This is a genomic window from Notoacmeibacter marinus, from assembly GCF_002238045.1.
Taxonomy (GTDB): Bacteria; Pseudomonadota; Alphaproteobacteria; order Rhizobiales; family Rhizobiaceae; genus Notoacmeibacter; species Notoacmeibacter marinus.
The window spans coordinates 1,026,151-1,044,531 of record NZ_NBYO01000001.1 but is presented as its reverse complement, the minus strand read 5'-3'; the positions used below and the strand labels follow the sequence as shown (position 1 = coordinate 1,044,531).

Genomic DNA, 18,381 nt, shown 5'->3' with positions numbered 1-18,381 from the left:
AAATTGTTCAGTTTTGGTTAAATCACAAACGAACGGGATTTTGAATCCGCAGAATGACGCTTTCTTGATCAATGAGGCTCTGATGCACAGTCATTTCGAAAGAATAGCGGCTTTTGGCGTCAGCAATCTCCCCTTCATGGCTGCGCCCCTTGTGAAAGAGACCGACTGCGCCGTTCGAAAGCCAAGGCTCAGCAAGCGACAGAAGATCGGTAAGCGGAGCCAGAGCGCGAGCCGTGACGTAGTCGACCTTCGTCACCTGCTCTGACGCCACCTCGATCCGCACGGGATGAACGCTCGCGGCGGCGCGACACTGCGCCACGCAACTAAGGAGAAATGCCGTCTTTTTGCGATTGCTCTCGACCAGATGGATGTGAGCGCCGTCTTGCTCCGCGAGCGCGATCCCGAGTGGAATGCCCGGCAGGCCGCCTCCGGATCCAAGGTCGATCCATTGCCTTCCCGCCTTCGCCAAATGGAGCAACTGAAGACTGTCTTCGATATGTCGAGCGCGAAAATCACTCAACGTCGCGGACGATGCCAGATTGATTCGCGCATTCCAGGTCCGGAACAAAGTTTCATACTGCGTCAGATACGCTTCTGTTTCACGTGAAACAGCCATCAAGCCGCACGCTTCTTGCCGTGGCGGCGAGTAAAAGCAATGAGAAGGCCGAGCGCGGCTGGCGTCATGCCTTCGATCTTCGCAGCTTCGGCAATTGAACGTGGCTTGAAATTCTTAAGTTTTTCAACGAGTTCAGTCGACAGACCGGCAATTGTCTGGAAATCGATCTCTTCCGGAAGAGAAATGGCCTTATCCCGATCGAGGGAGGCGATGTCCGATTTCTGGCGTTCGGTGTACACGGCATAGGCAGCTTCGATATCCACCAATTCGGCCGCCTTCCTGTCGATCGCCCTCAACTCTGGCCAGACAGTCGACAGTATCTGCAGATCGATCGTCGGGCGCGATAGAAGCTCATAGGCGCTGCGGCGTCTGCCATCGGCATTGAGTGTCAGACCGTGCCGGTTCGCTTCATTGGGCGTCAGATTTCGCTCCATCAGAAGGGCCCGTGCCTGATCGAGCTCGGTCTTCAGTTTCGTGAACCGGTCGCGTCGGTCCGCATCGATCAAACCAAGCCGGTCCGCCAACGGCGTCAGGCGAAGATCGGCATTGTCGGCACGCAGCGACAGACGGAACTCGGCCCGGCTTGTGAACAGCCGATAGGGCTCGGAAACGCCGCGTGTCACAAGATCATCGATCATGACACCGAGATAGGCGTCACCTCGACCGAATGTCTGCGACGATCGGCCGAGCGCGCGATGCGCGGCGTTGATACCCGCGACAAGCCCCTGCCCCGCGGCCTCCTCATAGCCAGTTGTGCCGTTAATCTGTCCGGCTAGGAAGAGTCCCCCCATCGCGCGGCTTTGCAGCGTTTCTTCCAGCCCGCGCGGGTCGAGATAGTCATATTCAATTGCGTAGCCCGGCTGCAAAATGCGCGCGTTTTCCAGACCCGGTATGGTCGCGATCAACTCCGCCTGCACCTCTTCCGGCAAAGAGGTGGAAAGACCGTTCGGATAGACGGTATCGTCATCCAGTCCCTCCGGTTCGAGGAAAATTTGATGGCCGTCACGGTCACCGAACCGTTCGATTTTATCCTCGATGGAAGGGCAGTAGCGTGGTCCCACGCCTTCGATATGACCTCCGAAAAGCGCGGATCGCCTGAGATTGTCGCGAATGATCCGATGCGTCGCCATCGTGGTCCGCGTGACCCCGCAGGCGATTTGCGGAACATCGATTCGGTCCGTCATCAATGAAAACGGCACAGGCTCCGGATCGGCCTCCTGCCGTCCGACGGCGTCCCAATTGATGGTTCGGCCATCCAAACGGGCGGGTGTTCCCGTCTTTAGACGCCCTGTGGCGAGACCGAGCGCGCGCAGGCGCTTCGCCAATTCGTTCGACGCCGCCTCGCCTGCCCGACCGGCCGGGTAACACTGGTCGCCGATATGGATCACGCCGCCCAGAAATGTTCCCGTCGTCAGCACGACCGACGCGGCCCGGAGATGGGTACCATCCGCAAGGATCAGGCCACGACAGGTTCCCTCTTCGACCAATAGATCGACGACTTCGCCTTCAATCACCAAAAGCCCGGATTGCGCATCAATGAGACGCCCAATCGCTTCGCGATAGAGTTTCCGATCGGCCTGGGTTCGTGGTCCGCGGACAGCCGCACCCTTGCGACGGTTCAGCATGCGGAACTGGATGCCCGATTCGTCCGCCGCTCGTCCCATCAAACCGCCCAGCGCATCGATTTCGCGAACGAGATGGCCTTTGCCAAGACCGCCTATGGCCGGATTGCAACTCATGGTGCCGGGATTGCTCGCGGCCATCGTAACGAGCGCGGTCGCCGCCCCGATACGCGCGCTTGCGCTCGCAGCCTCGCAGCCAGCGTGACCACCGCCAACCACAATCACGTCGAACGGGCGTGTGTTATCCATCTGTTTCACGTGAATCAGCCATCAAGTTCCATATTGTTTCACGTGAATCATTCTGGGACGTGTTTCACGTGAATCACTTTCCAATGCAAAATCGCCCGAAGACATCATCCAATACGTTTTCAGCGTCGACCTGTCCAACGAGGCGACCCAACGCGAAACTCGCAGCGCGGAGATCCTCGGCAATGATCTCGAGCGGCGCATGTTCCCATTGTTGAACGGCGCTCTCACAGTGCTCGATGGCAGCGGCGAGATGATGGCGCTGGCGTTCTGTCGCCGGCGGTAAAGCATCCTCCTTCGGGAGATGGTCCCGCAGCCGGCCTGCAATCGCTGATAGCAGCGCTTCGATCCCCTCCCCGGTTCGGCTCGACACGGCGATCCAGTTCTCGCCATGTGCGGTCTGAGCCCCCGTATCGGCCTTGCTGCGAACAAGAATTGCCCCATCGGCAAAACCCGGATCGTCCGGCTCGTTCTCATTATCGTCCATCCACAGAACCAGGTCCGCATCACCAGCCGTCTTCTTCGCCAGATCCACGCCCATGCGCTCAACTCTGTCGTCCGTATCGCGCAAACCAGCCAAGTCGGCCAGGATCACCTTATACCCTTGGAGATCGAGAGCGACCTCAAGGCGGTCGCGAGTCGTACCGGGAATTTCCGTTACGAGCGCGACATCACGACCAGCCAACCGGTTTAGCAGGCTCGATTTTCCAGCATTTGGACGGCCGGTAAGGGCGACCCGAAAGCCACGGCGAACGATCTCCGCACCCGCAAAAGCCCGGTTGTGGCGGTTCATCACATCGATCAGGTCACACAGCGATTGGCGTGCTGCGTCCGAAACGTTGGCCGGTACATCGCCCTCATCGGAAAAATCCATCTCGGCTTCGAGCCGGGCCCGAAGCCCCGTCAAACTGCGCTGCCACGTAGAGATCATGGCCAGTTGACGGCCAGCAGCGCCCGACATCGCCAACCGGCGCTGCGCTTCGGTTTCCGAATCGATCAGTTGAGAGAGCGCTTCGGCTTCCGTCAGATCCATTCGGCCATTGGCGAAGGCCCGACGGGTGAACTCGCCGGGCTCGGCTGGCCGAAAGTGCGCGAGTGTCGAGAGATGCCCCAGCACGGCGGCGAGAATGGCCGGGCTGCCATGCAGGTGAAATTCCGCGCAATCTTCGCCTGTGAAGCTGCGTGGCGCAGGAAAGAACAGCACCAAGGCCCGATCGATCGCCTCCGTTCCGATCAGGAATGTCTGCAGTGACGCCGAGCGGGGTTCCGGACGGTGAAGACCAAACGCCGGGAAAGCCTGGTCCACGCCCTCTCCGCTCATGCGGACAATGGCAACACCGCTCGGCAGAGCGCCGGAAGAGAGCGCAAAGATGGTATCCATGAGAGCGCCCTCCCCGTATGGACGATGCGGTTATGCCGCGCCGCGCCGCCTTTACGTGTTCATACTGTCGAAGAACTCGTCATTGCTCTTCGTCTGTTTCAATTTATCGATCAGGAACTCGATCGCGTCGGTCGTTCCCATCGGAGACAGGATGCGGCGCAGAACGTAGATCTTCTTCAGATCCTTCTGCGGAACCAGAAGATCCTCCTTGCGGGTGCCGGATTTGAGAATATCCATCGACGGGAATGTCCGCTTGTCGGCGACTTTCCGGTCGAGCACGATCTCGCTGTTACCGGTACCCTTGAACTCTTCGAAGATGACCTCGTCCATGCGGCTGCCGGTATCGATCAGCGCCGTCGCGACGATGGTGAGCGAGCCCCCTTCTTCGATATTGCGCGCCGCGCCGAAAAAGCGCTTCGGCCGTTGCAGCGCATTGGCATCCACGCCGCCTGTCAGAACCTTGCCGGAGGACGGCACGACCGTATTGTAGGCGCGGCCGAGGCGAGTGATCGAATCCAGAAGAATGACGACATCGCGGCCATGTTCGACCAGGCGCTTGGCCTTTTCGATGACCATCTCGGCCACCGCCACATGGCGTGTCGCCGGCTCATCGAAGGTCGACGAGACGACCTCGCCATCGACGCTACGCTGCATATCCGTCACCTCTTCCGGCCGCTCATCGATCAGCAGCACGATAAGGTAGCATTCGGGGTGATTGGACGTAATGGAATGCGCGATATTCTGCAGAAGAACCGTCTTACCCGTCCGCGGCGGCGCAACGATCAGCGCGCGCTGACCCTTGCCGAGAGGCGCGACCAGATCGATCACGCGTGCCGACAGATCCTTCTTGTCCGGCGTCTCGATTTCCATCTTGATCCGCTCGTCGGGATAAAGCGGCGTCAGATTGTCGAAGTGGATCTTATGGCGGATCTTCTCCGGATCGTCGAAATTGATCGTATTGACCTTCAGAAGAGCGAAGTATCGCTCGCCTTCCTTCGGGCTGCGAATGGGCCCTTCGACTGTGTCGCCCGTCTTCAGTTGGAAACGGCGGATCTGCGACGGCGAAATATAGATATCGTCCGGTCCCGGCAGATAATTGGCCGATGCGGATCGCAGGAACCCGAACCCGTCCTGCAGAATTTCGACGACGCCTTCGCCGATGATCTCGACGTCCTGGTCGGAAAGGCGCTTGAGGATTGCGAACATCAGTTCCTGCTTACGCAGGACCGAAGCATTCTCGACCTCATGCTCCTCGGCGAACGCGATCAGATCGGTCGGGCTTTTACTTTTCAGCTCCTGGAGCTTCATCTGTTTCATGTGAATCATCCAAATGGGCGGCCCGCGTTTCGGCTATGGTTCGCCGGCAAGGCCAAAACGTCGGGGAAGAGCGCGGTTAAAGCTGCGGTATGGGGCTTCGATAAGGGCAACGGGCAGCGACCGCGCGAAAGGTGGGTGAGCGCTCCATAGCGAACTGTTCGCGCTTGTTCAAGAGACCGTGCGACGACGCATCGCGCCCGTACGTTCAGAACGGTTTGACGATCACCATGATGACAATCACGATCATCAGAAGGGTCGGCGCCTCGTTGACGATACGCCAGTGGCGTTCGGGCTTTTCGTTGCGGTCCTCGGCAAAACGGCGGGTAGCGGCCGAAAGATAGCCGTGCACGCCGGACAGAAGAAAAACCGCCAGAAACTTGATGTGAAACCAGCCCTCGGTAAAGGCGCCGCTCTCAATGGCGAGATAGAGACCGAGAACCCACGCGACGATCATGGCCGGGTTCATGATGGCCCGCAGCAGACGCCGTTCCATGATCTTGAACAGTTCGCTTTGCGCCGAACCGGGCTCCACCTGGGTATGGTAGACGAAAAGCCGCGGCAGATAGAACATAGCGGCCATCCAACTGATGATCGCCATGACATGCAGGGCCTTGGCCCATAGGTAGAAACCGTCTGCGGCAAAAACAAGCAGCGCCGCCAGCAGCGCGCCCGTCGCCACAATCGCGACCAGCGCCCGGAAGGCGGGCTTCTCCCTCAATGATCGTTCAGCCGGCTGCATAGCTTACCCGTTTGCGCTTGATGGCCATGCCCGTACACGATCGATCATCCGCTGCACATTCTCAATCGGCGTTTGCGGTGTGATCCCATGACCCAGATTGAAGATAAACGGCCCGTCGGCCAGCGCGTTCAAGATCGCGTCGACACCTTCATCCAGCGCCGTTCCGCCGGCAACGAGCCGCAACGGATCGAGATTGCCCTGCACGGGCCCATCCTTCTGCAGGCGCTGTGCCTGCGACAAGGGAACGGACCAGTCGAGACCGAGCGCATCGACGCCCGTCTTCTGCCGATAATCGTCATAGGCGGCACCAGCGCCCTTTGGAAACCCGATGATCGGAACATCGGGAAAGCGCTTTCGAATGGCTTCGACAATGGAGCGCACGGGCCGAACGCAGCAGCGTTCGAAGCTGGCTTCATCCAGAACACCGCTCCAGGAGTCGAAGATCTGGACGGCATCCGCACCAGCTTCGATCTGCCGGATCAGATATTCGGCCGAACGCGCCGCAAGAAGGGTCAGAAGCGCATCCATCCGCTCCGGATGCCGATAGAGGAACAACCGGGCAGGGGCCTGGTCGGGCGTACCATGGCCAGCGATCATATAGGTGGCGACAGTCCACGGCGCGCCGCAAAAGCCGAGTAGCGTCGTCTCTGCAGGCAACTCGGTACGAAGCCTACCGACAGTCTGGTAAACTGGCGCGAGCTTGTCGTGAAATCCGCCAATGTTCGAAAGCCCGTCGATCTCTTCCGGCTCGATCGGCGTCATGAGCGGCCCTCTGCCTTCCTCGAAGCGCAGGTCGCGTCCGAGCGCATGCGGCACGGTCAGAATATCGGAGAACAGGATCGACGCATCGAATCCGAACCGCCGGATCGGCTGCAGCGTGACTTCGCTTGCCAGTTCCGGATTGTAACAGAGATCGAGAAAAGAACCGGCTGTCTGCCGGGTCTGCCGATATTCCGGCAGATAACGTCCGGCTTGGCGCATGATCCAGATCGGCGGTGTCGGGGCGGTTTGACCCTTCAACACGTCGAGCACGATACGATCTGTCTTCGTCACTTTGATCCTCGCTCTGACATGGATGACTATCCCACCCAAATCTCTAAAGAAAACTCCCGAAGGGAGATTGTTGATTCTATGAGTCGGTGAGTGTCTGGGATTATCGTTTGTCCCCAACGGTCCGCCGAAAATCGGATATTCTGGAGAAAGGCCATATCGTGGAACGAGGAGCGGGGACAAGGGCTCGCCGCATTAAGACTTTCTTAATCATTTGAATGGGGTTGTCGTTGGACCGACGCGCTCGCATACAGGTCGGAGATATTGTGGAGGGCAAGGCTTCTTTCCCCGGAGTTCCACACGCAGGGAAAACGCATCCATCCTGGGGCTGATTGTGGAGAAAGCTGAGGGTTATTCATGCGGGTCGGGCGAGCCGCTCTCGCCCTCGACCGCTGCCCCCAGCGATTCACATGCAGCCCATTGCAGCGGGGAGAAGTTAACAAATCCTTACCAACCCGTCTGGACTCCCGCTTTCCTTTTCGATCCGCCCGGTCTTGCGGCGATTCGGTTCGCCGGCTAACCGTCGCGAAAGCCGATAAGAGGCCCGTCGAATGAAAAAAACGCTGATCCTCGCTTCCGCAAGCCCCTGGCGATGCGCCATGCTCGAACAGGCTGGGCTGTCGGTCCTGGCGGAGCCGGCCAACATCGACGAGCGGGCCATCGATACCGCATTAGAAGGACCGGGAACCGGGCCGGACGATCTGGCGCTCATTCTGGCCGAGGCCAAGGCCATGGCGGTTTCGGAACGCCATCCGGACGCGCTGGTTCTCGGCGCCGATCAGGTCCTCTCCCTTGAAGGGGAGACCCTGCACAAGTCCCGTGATTTCGAGGAGGCGCGCCGCCGGCTTCTGCAACTGTCCGGAAAGACGCACCGGCTCAATAGCGGGCTCGCCCTATGCCGCGGTGGCAAAACCCTTTGGCGTCATGTGAGTGTCGCCGAGATGACCATGCGCGATCTCGATCCCGGTTTTATCGGCCGTTATCTCGCCCTTGCCGGTCAAGCGGTTCTCGGCAGCGTCGGCGCCTACCAGATCGAGGGGCCCGGCATTCAGCTTTTCGAGCGGATCGACGGCGATTACTGGACGATTGTCGGCCTGCCCCTTTTGCCATTGCTGACGCAGCTTCGCGCCATGGGAGCGATCGATGACTGAGACGATCATTCGGGCCGGCGTGATCGGCCATCCCATCGGCCATAGCCGGTCGCCCCTGATTCACAGAAGCTGGTTGGCGCGGCATCGGATCGACGGGCGATACGACGCCCATGATATTTCGCCGGCTGATCTTATATCGTTCGTCGCCGCCATGCGTGATGGCGCGATGGCCGGATGCAATGTCACGATCCCGCACAAGGAGACGGTTCTTGCCCATCTGGATCGCCTAACCGATACAGCCAGAACCATCGGCGCCGTCAATACGGTGTGGCGGGAAGGAGATCGCCTGATCGGCGACAATACCGATACGTATGGCTTTGCCGCCAATCTGGACGAACACGCGCCCGACTGGGATCGCGCTGGTGGCCGCGCCCTTGTTCTTGGTGCCGGCGGCGCTGCACTTGCCATCGTTCACGCACTGATCGAAAGGGGGTTCGCCGCCGTCAATATCGCCAACCGGACACCGGATCGCGCGCAGCGCCTGGCCGATCGGTTTGGCGGACCTTGCCGTGCGGTCGCGCTCGATGATCCGGATCTTTATCGCGATGCCAATCTCGTGGTGAACACGACGTCGCTGACGATGGGCGAACAGATGGATGAACGGCCATGGCCGGGTCTTGAACGTTTGGCCGATGGCGCGACCGTGACCGACATTGTCTATACGCCGCTGAAAACCTCGCTCCTCAATGCCGCGGAACGACAAGGTTTTCGAACGGTGGATGGGCTCGGAATGTTGCTGCATCAAGCCGTTCCGGGTTTTGAACGCTGGTTCGGTGTCCGTCCGGCAGTTACGCCGGCCCTGCGTGAACAGCTCGTCGCGGATCTCGATCGCCATGCGTGAATCAGCGGAAAAAGGGCAGGGGGCTGCGGTGAAGAGAATTGGCCTGACCGGCTCCATCGGGATGGGCAAAAGCACCACCGCTAAAATGTTCGCCGCGCAAGGCGTTCCCGTCCACGATGCCGACGCGGTCGTTCATCGGCTCTATGGTAAAGGTGGCGCGGCGGTCGAACCGGTCGGCGCGGCCTTTCCCGGAACGGTCAGGGACGGCGCTATCGATCGTGCCGCGCTCCGCGCCCAAGTGGTCGGTGACGATGCCGCAATGAAACGCTTGGAAGCGATCGTCCATCCCCTGGTTCGGGCTGAAGAGGAGGCATTCCTGCAGCAGGCGCAGATCGATGGCGCCCCATTCGTTCTCTTCGATATTCCGCTCCTCTACGAGACGGGCGGCGATAGCCGCATGGACGCGGTTGTCGTTGTGACGGCGCCGGCCGACGAACAGCGACGCCGGGTGCTCGAGCGCGGCACGATGAGCGAAGCCGAATTCGAGACGATCCTCGCGCGTCAGGTGCCGGACGCGGAAAAGCGCCGCCGGGCCCGGTTCATCGTCGATACGGGGAACGGTATGGATGCGGCCCGCCGCCAGGTTCGACGGATCGTCGGGGAGATCGAAAGCACCGCTGGTTGACCGCTTCATGTTGATGCGCGGGGTGTTCTCTAAGCGTTCACTACCGCAAGGGATTCATCCCTGATTCAATACGGGTTGCAGTTGGAGAGCGGATACGATGCGCGAGATCATTTTCGATACCGAAACAACCGGCCTGGATTTTGCGCTGGACCGGGTGATCGAGATCGGCGGCGTGGAAATGGTCGACCGCATTCCGACCGGTCAGACTTTTCATATGCTGATTCATCCGGAAGATCGGGATGTCCACCCCGATGCGCTGGCCATTCACGGAATCGGAATGGACAAGCTGGCTGGAAAGCCGTTCTTTCGGGATGTTTGTGGCGAGTTCCTGGAATTCTTCGCCGACGCAAAACTGGTCGCGCACAATGCCAGTTTCGATGTTCGCATGATCAACGCGGAACTGGCACGGCTTCAGAGAGACCCTCTGCCGCCGCATATGATCGTCGATACGCTCGAACTGGCCAAGCGCCGTCATCCGATGGGACCCAACAGCCTGGATGCGCTCTGTCGGCGCTATAGCATCGACAGCTCGCGCCGGACCTTTCACGGTGCTCTTCTCGACAGCGAATTGCTGCTCGATGTGTATCTCGAACTAACCGGTGGTCGCCAGACATCGCTCAGCCTCGATTCACGCGGTAGCGGAGGCGTTGATTCTTCTGGACAGGCCCTGCCATTGCCAGTTCGCGCGCGTTCGCTACAGACGCGCCTGAGTGCCGAAGAAAAGGCGCGCCACTATCAGATGGTGCAAGCGCTGGGGACCGATGCGCTCTGGCAGCGCTGCGATCCCGCCTACCGGCCGACCGAACTTCTTGAGACGACCGAATAAAAACCCGACCGCGCGAACGGCCGGGCTGTTTCACGTGAAACTTGTAGCGCGTTTAGTTGACTGTCTGCGAATTGTTCGAGACGGCCTCGCGTGCCTTGGCTTCTGCTGCGGACCGAGCGAAAAGTTGTGCGAAATCAATTGGTTCAAGCATCAAGGGTGGGAAGCCGCCAGCTTGAACCGTATTGGCGATGATCTGTCGGGCAAACGGGAAGAGAAGGCGCGGGCACTCAATATAGATGACCGGCGTCACATGCTCCTTCGGAAAACCGGTGACGCGAAAGACGCCGCCATATTCCAGTTCGGTAGCGAAGACGACTTTTTCGTCCATCAATGCCTTGGCTTCCAGTTTCAGAACGACATCGAACGTGTCTTCGCCAACCGCATTCGCATTAACCGCTACATTGACATTGATGGCTGGATTGCTCTTGAGCTCCCGCAGGATGCCAGGGGCGCCGGGGGCCTCGAAGGACAGGTCCTTCATGTATTGGGCAAGGGCATTGATCTGCGGCGTCGCCTTCTGCTCACTGTCGGCAGCGGCGGGCTGTGGCGTTTCGTTCTCGGCCATGGGGCAAATATCCTTTCATCGATATCACTGGCGGCGCCGGGGCGGGCCATTTGAATTGCGGCGAGGGCTATCATGGGATTGGGGGGCGAACAAGTTCGCCGCATCCTAATGTCGCTCTTCGCGATGCACGCTGTAATCGTCGCTATCCAGATCGACGATGCGCGGGCCGCCGCGCCGTGCGCCAGCCCGTGATGGACCGGGCCGGGGACCGTCGTCACCGCTCGGCCGATTTGAAAAGACGCTGGCGCTGCTCACCATCACGACATGACGGCTCAGGACACGCCAGGCCGCGTCGCGTAGCGATGGCACGAAAAGCAGCAGGCCAAGTGCATCGGTGACATAACCGGGCGTCATCAGAAGCACGCCCGCCAGCGCGATCATCAGCCCATGCACGAGTTCGCGGCCCGGAACGTTTCCCGCGTCGATCTCGCTGCGGATCGCCGTCAGTGTCGCCATACCCTGCCGGCGAAGGAGGATCGATCCGAGGACCGCCGTCACGACGATGCCCAGAAGGGTTGGCAGAACACCAATCCACTGCCCGACGAGAATGAAGGCCGCGATCTCCGTGATCGGTATGACCAAAAGGAGAAACGGGATAATGCCGAAGCGCAAAGGAACGATCCTTCTCTTTTCCAAAGCTCGAATATAATGCTTTTTGCTATATGGGCACGATGACCTGCCATTTGAACGGCTGGGTTTTGGGTCTATATCCCGTTAGGAAGAAACGTCGCCACAGGCGCCTTTAAGACATGGATCCCGAACCGGTCATGGAATTTGTCGATTTGAGTACACTCTTTTTTCTCGTGCTGGCCGTCGTGATCGCCTTCCAGCTTCGAAGTGTGCTGGGCCGCCGGACCGGTCGCGAGCGCCCGCCGACCGATGTGTTCCGCACGCCGGAGGATGGTCGTGACGACAAGGTTGTGGCACTGCCGCGACGCGACGGGCAGCCAGTGCCGGAAATTACCGAAGACGATACCGAGGAGCGCTTGCGGCAAGCCGATCAGGTTGCGCCTGCCGATACGCCGGCCAATGAAGGCTTGAAAGCAATTGTCCGGGCCGATCCGTCCTTCGAACCCCGGCGCTTTGTGGACGGCGCGCGCGCCGCTCACGAAATGATCGTTCAAGCTTTTGCCGAAGGCGATCGCAAAACGCTGCAAAGTCTGCTTTCTCCAGAGGTGATGGCGGATTTCGAGGCGGCGCTCGCCGAACGCGAAAAGGCCGGCCACACTGTCGAGAGCACTTATGTCGGCCTGGAGAAGGCGGATATCCGGTCGGCCGGTCTGAGCGGACGAGAGGCCAGCGTCAGCCTCCGTTTCGTCTCGCAGATGATCACGGCCACTTACGATGAGGCTCGAACCCTTGTCGATGGCGATCCGGAGCAGGTGACCGAAGGCGTCGATGTCTGGACCTTCGCACGCAATGTGGATTCGTCCGATCCGAACTGGCTGCTGATCGCAACCGGCGAATCCTGAGCCGGCCGGCATGGCGGCGACTCCAGCCGATGCGCGCTTTACCGGCCCGGTTCGGCTGACCGATCTGCCCGGTTGGCGCGATGATGAGCAGCACCTGGCCGCCGAAGCGGCGCGCCAGAGCGCGTTGATGCCGGTTCGCACGATCGAAAACCGCCGGTACGATCCGTCCGAAACATCCTTGTCCGCCGCCCTTGGCGGGACGCTCTGCCACTCGCTCGAAACGGCGGCCGTAGCGCGCGATTATTTCGCCGACCACTTCGATGCCTGGCAGGTCCGCCGCACCGATGACCGGCCGGGCCTTGTCACCGCTTATTATGAGCCGGAAGTGGATGCATCCCGCCAGCGAACCGCCATCTTTTCCACCCCTCTTCATCGGCGCCCGGCCGATCTGGTCGATCTGGACGACGAGAACCGGCCGGAAGGCATGGATCCCTATTTCCGTTTCGGGCGTCAGACCGCCGGCGGCATCACTGAATTTTTCGATCGCGGCGCGATCATGGACGGCGCTCTTGACGGGCGCGGGCTCGAACTGGTCTGGCTGAAACCCGTCGATGCCTTCTACATCCATATACAGGGTTCGGCGCGCGTGCGTTTCGCCGATGGAACGACGACGCGCGTCGGTTATGCCGGCAAGAGCGGCCATCGCTTTTCCGGTATTTCCATGGGCCTTCTCAGGGAGGGCGCGATCGACCGCTCGGGCCTTTCCATGCAAGGCACGCGCGCCTGGCTGAATGCCAATCCGCACCGTCACCGCGAGGTTTTGGCCCGCAACCGGTCCTATATCTTCTTTCAGGAGATTACCGAAAGCGATCCGAAACGCGGGCCGTTCGGCGCGGAAGGGTGCCAGCTCACGACAGGTCGGTCCATCGCGGTCGATAAGACGCTTTGGCGCTATGGTACGCCCTTCTTCATCGATGCGCCGGGCGTGCGCGGCTTCGGCAAACCATTCCGGCGATTGATGATCGCGCAGGATACGGGCAGCGCGATCACGGGCGCGGCGCGGGCTGACCTCTTCTTCGGCTCCGGCGACCGGGCGGGCGAAATGGCCGGCGGCGTCAAGGAAGATGCGCGGTTCTGGGTCTTCTGGCCGAAAGGTGCGACGCGACCGGGGAAGATGGGTTGAAACGCCGGCCGACTCATGGCCCGGTTCACCGGTCGGTCAAGACGCTGACCGAGGAGGATCGCATTCTGTGGCATGCCGTGGCCAGGACAACGCAGCCGCTTCACGGCACATCGTCCCTATCGGCGCTTATGGCGGAGACGGAACAGACTGGCGCGGACAAGCCGGCAAGGGTGACGCGCGGGGCGTCGTCCTTGACGGGATCGTCTACGAATCCGGCTGATAAACGCCCGGCCCGTCATGATGGCGGGCCGCCCCAACATACGATCGATCGGGTTCACAAACGAAAACTCGCCAAGGGAAGGCTGCCGATCGAGGCGCGGATCGACCTGCACGGAATGTTTCAGGCCGAGGCGCATGACCGGCTGCTCGCGTTCCTTTCCGCCGCTTCGCTTCGTGGCGTGCGCCACGTTCTCGTCATTACCGGAAAGGGGTCGTCCCCGCAGAGCCAGGGCGTCCTGGCGCGCATGGTGCCGCAATGGCTGAAGACGCCGGCCTTTCGGGCGCTGGTTTCAGCGCACGAGCCAGCGGCGCGGCATCACGGCGGTTCGGGCGCAATCTACGTTCGCCTGAGACGCATGGCACGGTAAATCATACCATTGGGAATCCGGCTGAGGATTCAGAGGAGCTTTTGTAGCTCGTCGAGTCGGTCATTGACGAACCAACCATAGAAATTCTCTTTCGGCAGCCCCCCGCGCGCCTTGAGCGCCTCGGCTCGTTCCTCGGGATTGCCGAGATTGTAGAGCGTCGCCGTTATGCCGGGATTGCCGCTGATATCGATGCCGGCAATGTCCCGATAGGCGTCGATGCTCAGACGGATGGCTGCGGCGACGTAAGGCAGCGTCTTATCCGGATCCATGATGGTCGCATAAACCTGCTTGGGCCGGTCGGCGGACAGCTTCGGAAAACCGGAGACACGGTTGACGAGATCGGAGGTCTCGAGCGCCGTCAGCGGGTTGAGCTGACCGAGACCGAAGGTCTGGCCGGCATAGAAGGGCTGGAAGAAGACCGCCGAAAAGCGGTTGTCAGGCCAATTTGTGCCATCCACCGTTTTGCCGCGGAATGTCTCGTTCCAGACGCTCTCGCGGCATGTCCAGAGGCCGTAACTGTCGGTCTGTCGCTCGCAGGGCGAAAATTCGGGCCGCTCGACGAAATCCGTGACCTTTTCGCCATCATAGGCGAAGCGGATCGCCGAGCCCGCATAGGACATCGCCTTGACGTAATAGGTTTGGAAATGATCGTAGGCGTTGACATTGAAGGTGTGCTCGCCGACGAGTGCCCCGACGATGTGGATCGGGTCGATCTCATAGGCCGCCGCGGCGGCCTTGATCTTCTTCTGCAGTTTCCGGTCACCTGCGATCAGATCCCGGATCTTCTCGTATTTTGCCTGGAAGGTCGTATCCAGCTGCGCAGTCCGGTTCGCAGAGGCTCCGGGAATGGGCGGCTGGGTGGCGGACTGATTGCCGGCCGGCATGATCGTCAGCCCGGCCGCAAGGGATGGTGCGACCGTGCAGACGGACAGCGCCAGAAACAGCGAAAGAGGCGTGAGACGTCGCATAAGACGTCCGATAAGCGATTGTCGCCGCAATGTCATCGCCGCCGATGCCCTGGCGGCGACATTGTATCGCATATGTGGCGCTGCTGCCTCAGAGGATGAACCGGCTGAGATCGGTATCCTTGGCGATGTCGGCGACATTGGCGTTCACATAGTCTGCGTCGATGGTGATCGTCTCGCCATCCTTGTCGGCTGCGGTAAAGGAGATATCGTCCAGGACGCGCTCCATGACCGTCTGTAGCCGACGCGCGCCGATATTCTCCACCTCCGAGTTCAGCTTCACTGCGACATCGGCCAACGTGTCGATGGCATCGTCGGTGAAGTCCAGATCGACGCCTTCGGTCTTCATCAGCGCCACATATTGGCGGATGAGGCTGGCTTCTGGCTCGGTGAGAATGCGGCGGAAATCGTCCTTGGTCAGCGCCCGCAGTTCCACGCGGATCGGCAGGCGGCCTTGCAATTCCGGCAGAAGATCGGACGGCTTGGCGACATGGAATGCGCCTGAGGCGATAAAGAGAATGTGATCGGTCTTCACCGGACCGTGCTTCGTGGCGACCGTGGTGCCCTCGACCAGCGGCAGCAGATCGCGCTGCACGCCTTCGCGGGAGACGCCGCCCTGCACACCCTGATTGCCGGCGGCGATCTTGTCGATCTCGTCGACGAAGACGATGCCGTCTTCCTGCGCGCTGCGCAGCGCCTCGGCAATGATTTCATCATCGTCCAGCAGCTTGTCCGATTCATCGTCGATCAGAAACTCATAGCTTTCCAGCACGCTCGTCCGCCGGGTCTTCGTCTTCTGTTGGCCGAGCGCCTTGCTCATCATGTCGGACAGGTTGATCATGCCAATCTGGCCCGGCATGCCGGGCACGTCGAACTGCTGGCCGCCCGCATCGGCGACCTCGATCTCGATTTCCTTGTCGTCCAACTCGTTGTCGCGCAGCTTCTGGCGAAAAGAGGAGCGCGTCGCGGGGCTGGCATTCTTGCCGACGAGGGCGTCGAGGACGCGTTCTTCCGCATTGGCGTGCGCCTTGGTCCGCACCGCCTCGCGCTTCTTGTCGCGGACGATTCGGATGGCGTCTTCCACGAGATCGCGGACGATCTGCTCGACATCGCGGCCGACATAGCCGACCTCGGTGAACTTGGTCGCTTCGACCTTGACGAAGGGCGCGCCTGCCAGCTTCGCCAGGCGGCGGGAGATTTCGGTCTTGCCGACGCCGGTCGGCCCGATCATCAGAATGTTCTTCGGCATCACTTCTTCACGCATCGGGCTTTCCAGCTGCTGGCGGCGCCAGCGGTTGCGCAGGGCGATGGCGACGGCGCGCTTGGCGTCCTTCTGGCCGATGATGAAGCGGTCGAGTTCGGAAACGATCTCGCGGGGAGAGAAGTGGGTCATGCAAGCCTGGTCTTGTTGTCTGTCGGGATGAGATGGTGATTGCTGGGTCCGTGGACCATGATGTGTATGTCGTTTGGACAGTCTTTCACACGGGGCACGGCAACGAAGCCGGCCTTTCGATAGGCGCCGATGGCGCGATGATTGTCCGCCGCCGGATCGATGACGATGATCCGGTGGCCCTGCGCATATAGGTGATCGAGGAAAAGCGTCAGGGCAGCCGAACCGAGACCCCTGCCTAGTGTTTCCCCATCAGCCAGCGAGAGGTCGATGCCGACCGCTTCGGGTGGTAGGGAGGAAAGCCAGGGATGATCTTCGCCGAGGCCTGAATCCAGAATGTCGGCGACCCGACAGCTTTGAATGTAGCCGACCGGTTCGCCATCCATCTCGATCAGATAGGGTTCGGCCGGGTCCCGGCCTTCGATCATGTCGCGAATCATGCTCAGTTCGTCCTCCGGGGCGCCCCACCATTCCCGCCAATGCGGACGAGCAAGCCAGACTGCCAATATTGGCAGATCTTCGGCTCTTGCAGGTCTGAAAGCGATGTCCGGATTGTTCATGCGCCTCTAGATAGGCGGCACCAACTGAAATTGCGAATGACGGTTCGACCGTTTCGACAAACGGCGCCTGCGAGCGTCCGGATGTCGGATAAGGCGGGGAACATCTTTGCACGTTAGCGCATTGCCGTTGGAAGATGCGGCAAGGCTGCATATCGAAGGGTGGGACGATTATGGCGGATGGGCGTGGCCGACAGGCCAGGAGCGTGACGGACATTCCGGCCGCGGGGTGGAAAGACGTTCTGCTGCGCGTCTATCAGGAAATCACCGACGACCGCGTGCTTCTGGTCGCGGCGGGCGTCACCTTCTATTTGCTGCTGGCGATGGTGCCGGCGCTGTCGGCGCTGGTCTCGGTCTACGGCCTTTTCACCGATCCGACGCAGATACAGGAGCAGATCGCCATGCTGTCCGGCTTCATTCCGGGTGGCGGCATGGAAATCCTGGAACAGCAGATGAGCCGGCTAGCAAGCCAGGGCAAGACCACGCTGGGACTGACTTTCGCGATCTCTCTCGGTCTGGCGCTATGGAGCGCCAATGCCGGCATGAAGTCGATCTTCGAAGGCATGAACGTTGCCTATGACGAAGTCGAAGAACGCGGCTTCATCAAGCTTACCCTCGTTTCGCTGCTCTTCACCGTCTGCTTCTTGGTTTCGATCGTCGCCGTGCTGGCCCTGGTTCTTGCGCTTCCGGCGCTGATCGCATTGTTCAACCTGCCGGATAGCTGGAGCTGGATCGCACAGATCGCGGGTTATATTCTTTTGGCGGTGGCGGTGTCGCTGGGCATTGCCGCGATCTACCGCTGGGGCCCTAGCCGCGCCAATGCGCGCTGGGAATGGATCACTCCCGGCATGATCGTGTCGCTGATCGTTCTCGTCGTCATGAGCGTGATCTTCACCTGGTATGCGGCCAATTTCGGCTCCTACAACGAAACCTACGGTTCGCTCGGCGCCCTTATCGGCTTCATGACGTGGATCTGGCTGGCTGTCGCCATTTTGATGATCGGTGCGGAACTGAATGCCGAACTGGAGCATCAGACCCGGCGCGACACGACGACATCGCCACGCGAACCGATGGGCGAACGGGGCGCCGTGGTCGCCGATCGCGTAGCCGGTGGTCCGGATCGGACAGGGGGCCGGTCGCGTTCTGAAACCTCGTCGGACAGCAATACGCAATCGGGCCATGAAACGGGTCGCAAAGCATCGTCGCGCCGCCCCTCTGCCTCGTCCTTGTGGTGGACCGCGCCGGCCATGTTGACGCTATACGTGCTGCAACGTCGCCGGGAAAAGAAGGGCTGAACGTCCTGCTTTC

19 protein-coding genes are annotated in these 18,381 nt (G+C 60.5%); 8 read left to right on the top strand and 11 right to left on the bottom strand.

Features of this window, described 5'->3' with window-relative positions; translation table 11 throughout:
- Window positions 1–22 precede the first annotated feature (22 nt).
- The 6 genes from rsmG to hemE all read right to left on the bottom strand — a co-directional run bounded on the left by rsmG (window position 23) and on the right by hemE (window position 6,974).
- Window positions 23–616, bottom strand: coding sequence for a 16S rRNA (guanine(527)-N(7))-methyltransferase RsmG (rsmG, locus tag B7H23_RS04895; RefSeq protein WP_094076210.1), 594 nt, complete (start codon window positions 614–616; stop codon window positions 23–25).
- Entirely contained in the window at window positions 616–2,487 is a 1,872-nt protein-coding gene (gene mnmG, locus B7H23_RS04890; RefSeq protein ID WP_094076209.1) for a tRNA uridine-5-carboxymethylaminomethyl(34) synthesis enzyme MnmG, read from the bottom strand. Before mnmG ends, rsmG begins: the two co-directional genes overlap by 1 nt.
- 73 nt (window positions 2,488–2,560) lie before the next feature.
- Window positions 2,561–3,865: a tRNA uridine-5-carboxymethylaminomethyl(34) synthesis GTPase MnmE gene (gene mnmE / locus B7H23_RS04885; protein WP_094076208.1), complete on the bottom strand. Its 1,305-nt coding sequence runs from the start codon at window positions 3,863–3,865 to the stop codon at window positions 2,561–2,563.
- A 51-nt stretch (window positions 3,866–3,916) separates the two neighbouring features.
- Window positions 3,917–5,182 (bottom strand): transcription termination factor Rho, encoded by a 1,266-nt coding sequence (rho, locus tag B7H23_RS04880; RefSeq protein WP_094076890.1) that lies wholly within the window; start codon window positions 5,180–5,182, stop codon window positions 3,917–3,919.
- Between the two features lie 205 nt (window positions 5,183–5,387).
- Window positions 5,388–5,900 (bottom strand): protoporphyrinogen oxidase HemJ, encoded by a 513-nt coding sequence (gene hemJ / locus B7H23_RS04875; RefSeq protein ID WP_420814463.1) that lies wholly within the window; start codon window positions 5,898–5,900, stop codon window positions 5,388–5,390.
- 24 nt (window positions 5,901–5,924) lie between these two features.
- A complete protein-coding gene (gene hemE, locus B7H23_RS04870) occupies window positions 5,925–6,974 on the bottom strand; it encodes a uroporphyrinogen decarboxylase (RefSeq protein ID WP_173861885.1) in 1,050 nt (349 codons plus the stop codon).
- A 548-nt stretch (window positions 6,975–7,522) separates the two neighbouring features.
- Between hemE and B7H23_RS04865 the strand changes: the two genes are divergently transcribed.
- The 4 genes from B7H23_RS04865 (at window position 7,523) to dnaQ (ending at window position 10,414) form a co-directional block, all read left to right on the top strand.
- On the top strand, window positions 7,523–8,122 hold the full coding sequence (locus B7H23_RS04865) for a Maf-like protein (protein ID WP_094076206.1): 600 nt from the start codon (window positions 7,523–7,525) through the stop codon (window positions 8,120–8,122).
- Window positions 8,115–8,963 (top strand): shikimate dehydrogenase, encoded by an 849-nt coding sequence (locus B7H23_RS04860; RefSeq protein WP_094076205.1) that lies wholly within the window; start codon window positions 8,115–8,117, stop codon window positions 8,961–8,963. The genes B7H23_RS04865 and B7H23_RS04860 overlap by 8 nt, the downstream gene beginning before the upstream one ends.
- Entirely contained in the window at window positions 8,956–9,588 is a 633-nt protein-coding gene (coaE, locus tag B7H23_RS04855; RefSeq protein WP_420814462.1) for a dephospho-CoA kinase, read from the top strand. The genes B7H23_RS04860 and coaE overlap by 8 nt, the downstream gene beginning before the upstream one ends.
- Before the next feature lie 97 nt (window positions 9,589–9,685).
- Window positions 9,686–10,414 (top strand): DNA polymerase III subunit epsilon, encoded by a 729-nt coding sequence (gene dnaQ / locus B7H23_RS04850; protein WP_094076204.1) that lies wholly within the window; start codon window positions 9,686–9,688, stop codon window positions 10,412–10,414.
- 52 nt (window positions 10,415–10,466) lie between these two features.
- On the opposite strand, the gene secB is transcribed toward dnaQ, so the two are convergent.
- Together secB and B7H23_RS04840 are read right to left on the bottom strand one after the other, a co-directional pair.
- Window positions 10,467–10,979, bottom strand: a complete 513-nt coding sequence (gene secB / locus B7H23_RS04845; RefSeq protein WP_094076203.1) for a protein-export chaperone SecB — start codon at window positions 10,977–10,979, stop codon at window positions 10,467–10,469.
- A gap of 105 nt (window positions 10,980–11,084) precedes the next feature.
- Window positions 11,085–11,591 (bottom strand): FxsA family protein, encoded by a 507-nt coding sequence (locus B7H23_RS04840; protein ID WP_094076202.1) that lies wholly within the window; start codon window positions 11,589–11,591, stop codon window positions 11,085–11,087.
- A gap of 155 nt (window positions 11,592–11,746) precedes the next feature.
- Between B7H23_RS04840 and B7H23_RS04835 the strand changes: the two genes are divergently transcribed.
- The 3 genes from B7H23_RS04835 to B7H23_RS04825 are packed head-to-tail and all read left to right on the top strand — an operon-like array spanning window position 11,747 to window position 14,161.
- On the top strand, window positions 11,747–12,451 hold the full coding sequence (locus B7H23_RS04835; RefSeq protein WP_094076887.1) for a Tim44/TimA family putative adaptor protein: 705 nt from the start codon (window positions 11,747–11,749) through the stop codon (window positions 12,449–12,451).
- A 10-nt stretch (window positions 12,452–12,461) separates the two neighbouring features.
- Window positions 12,462–13,574, top strand: a complete 1,113-nt coding sequence (gene mltA / locus B7H23_RS04830) for a murein transglycosylase A (RefSeq protein WP_094076201.1) — start codon at window positions 12,462–12,464, stop codon at window positions 13,572–13,574.
- Window positions 13,571–14,161, top strand: a complete 591-nt coding sequence (locus B7H23_RS04825) for a Smr/MutS family protein (RefSeq protein ID WP_240534971.1) — start codon at window positions 13,571–13,573, stop codon at window positions 14,159–14,161. The genes mltA and B7H23_RS04825 overlap by 4 nt, the downstream gene beginning before the upstream one ends.
- Window positions 14,162–14,190: 29 nt before the next feature.
- On the opposite strand, the gene B7H23_RS04820 is transcribed toward B7H23_RS04825, so the two are convergent.
- From B7H23_RS04820 to B7H23_RS04810, 3 genes are all read right to left on the bottom strand, one after another.
- The gene (locus B7H23_RS04820) at window positions 14,191–15,129 is read right to left on the bottom strand and encodes a DUF1402 family protein (protein ID WP_094076885.1); all 939 of its coding nucleotides are present in this window, start codon (window positions 15,127–15,129) and stop codon (window positions 14,191–14,193) included.
- An 88-nt stretch (window positions 15,130–15,217) separates the two neighbouring features.
- Entirely contained in the window at window positions 15,218–16,519 is a 1,302-nt protein-coding gene (gene hslU, locus B7H23_RS04815) for an ATP-dependent protease ATPase subunit HslU (RefSeq protein ID WP_094076200.1), read from the bottom strand.
- Window positions 16,516–17,076, bottom strand: coding sequence for a GNAT family N-acetyltransferase (locus B7H23_RS04810; protein ID WP_094076199.1), 561 nt, complete (start codon window positions 17,074–17,076; stop codon window positions 16,516–16,518). Before B7H23_RS04810 ends, hslU begins: the two co-directional genes overlap by 4 nt.
- A 170-nt stretch (window positions 17,077–17,246) precedes the next feature.
- On the opposite strand from B7H23_RS04810, the gene B7H23_RS04805 reads away from it, so the two are divergent.
- Window positions 17,247–18,368 carry a YihY/virulence factor BrkB family protein gene (locus tag B7H23_RS04805; RefSeq protein WP_240534970.1) on the top strand — a complete coding sequence of 374 codons (1,122 nt, stop codon included), beginning with the start codon at window positions 17,247–17,249 and terminating at the stop codon, window positions 18,366–18,368.
- The last annotated feature ends 13 nt before the right edge of the window (window positions 18,369–18,381 follow it).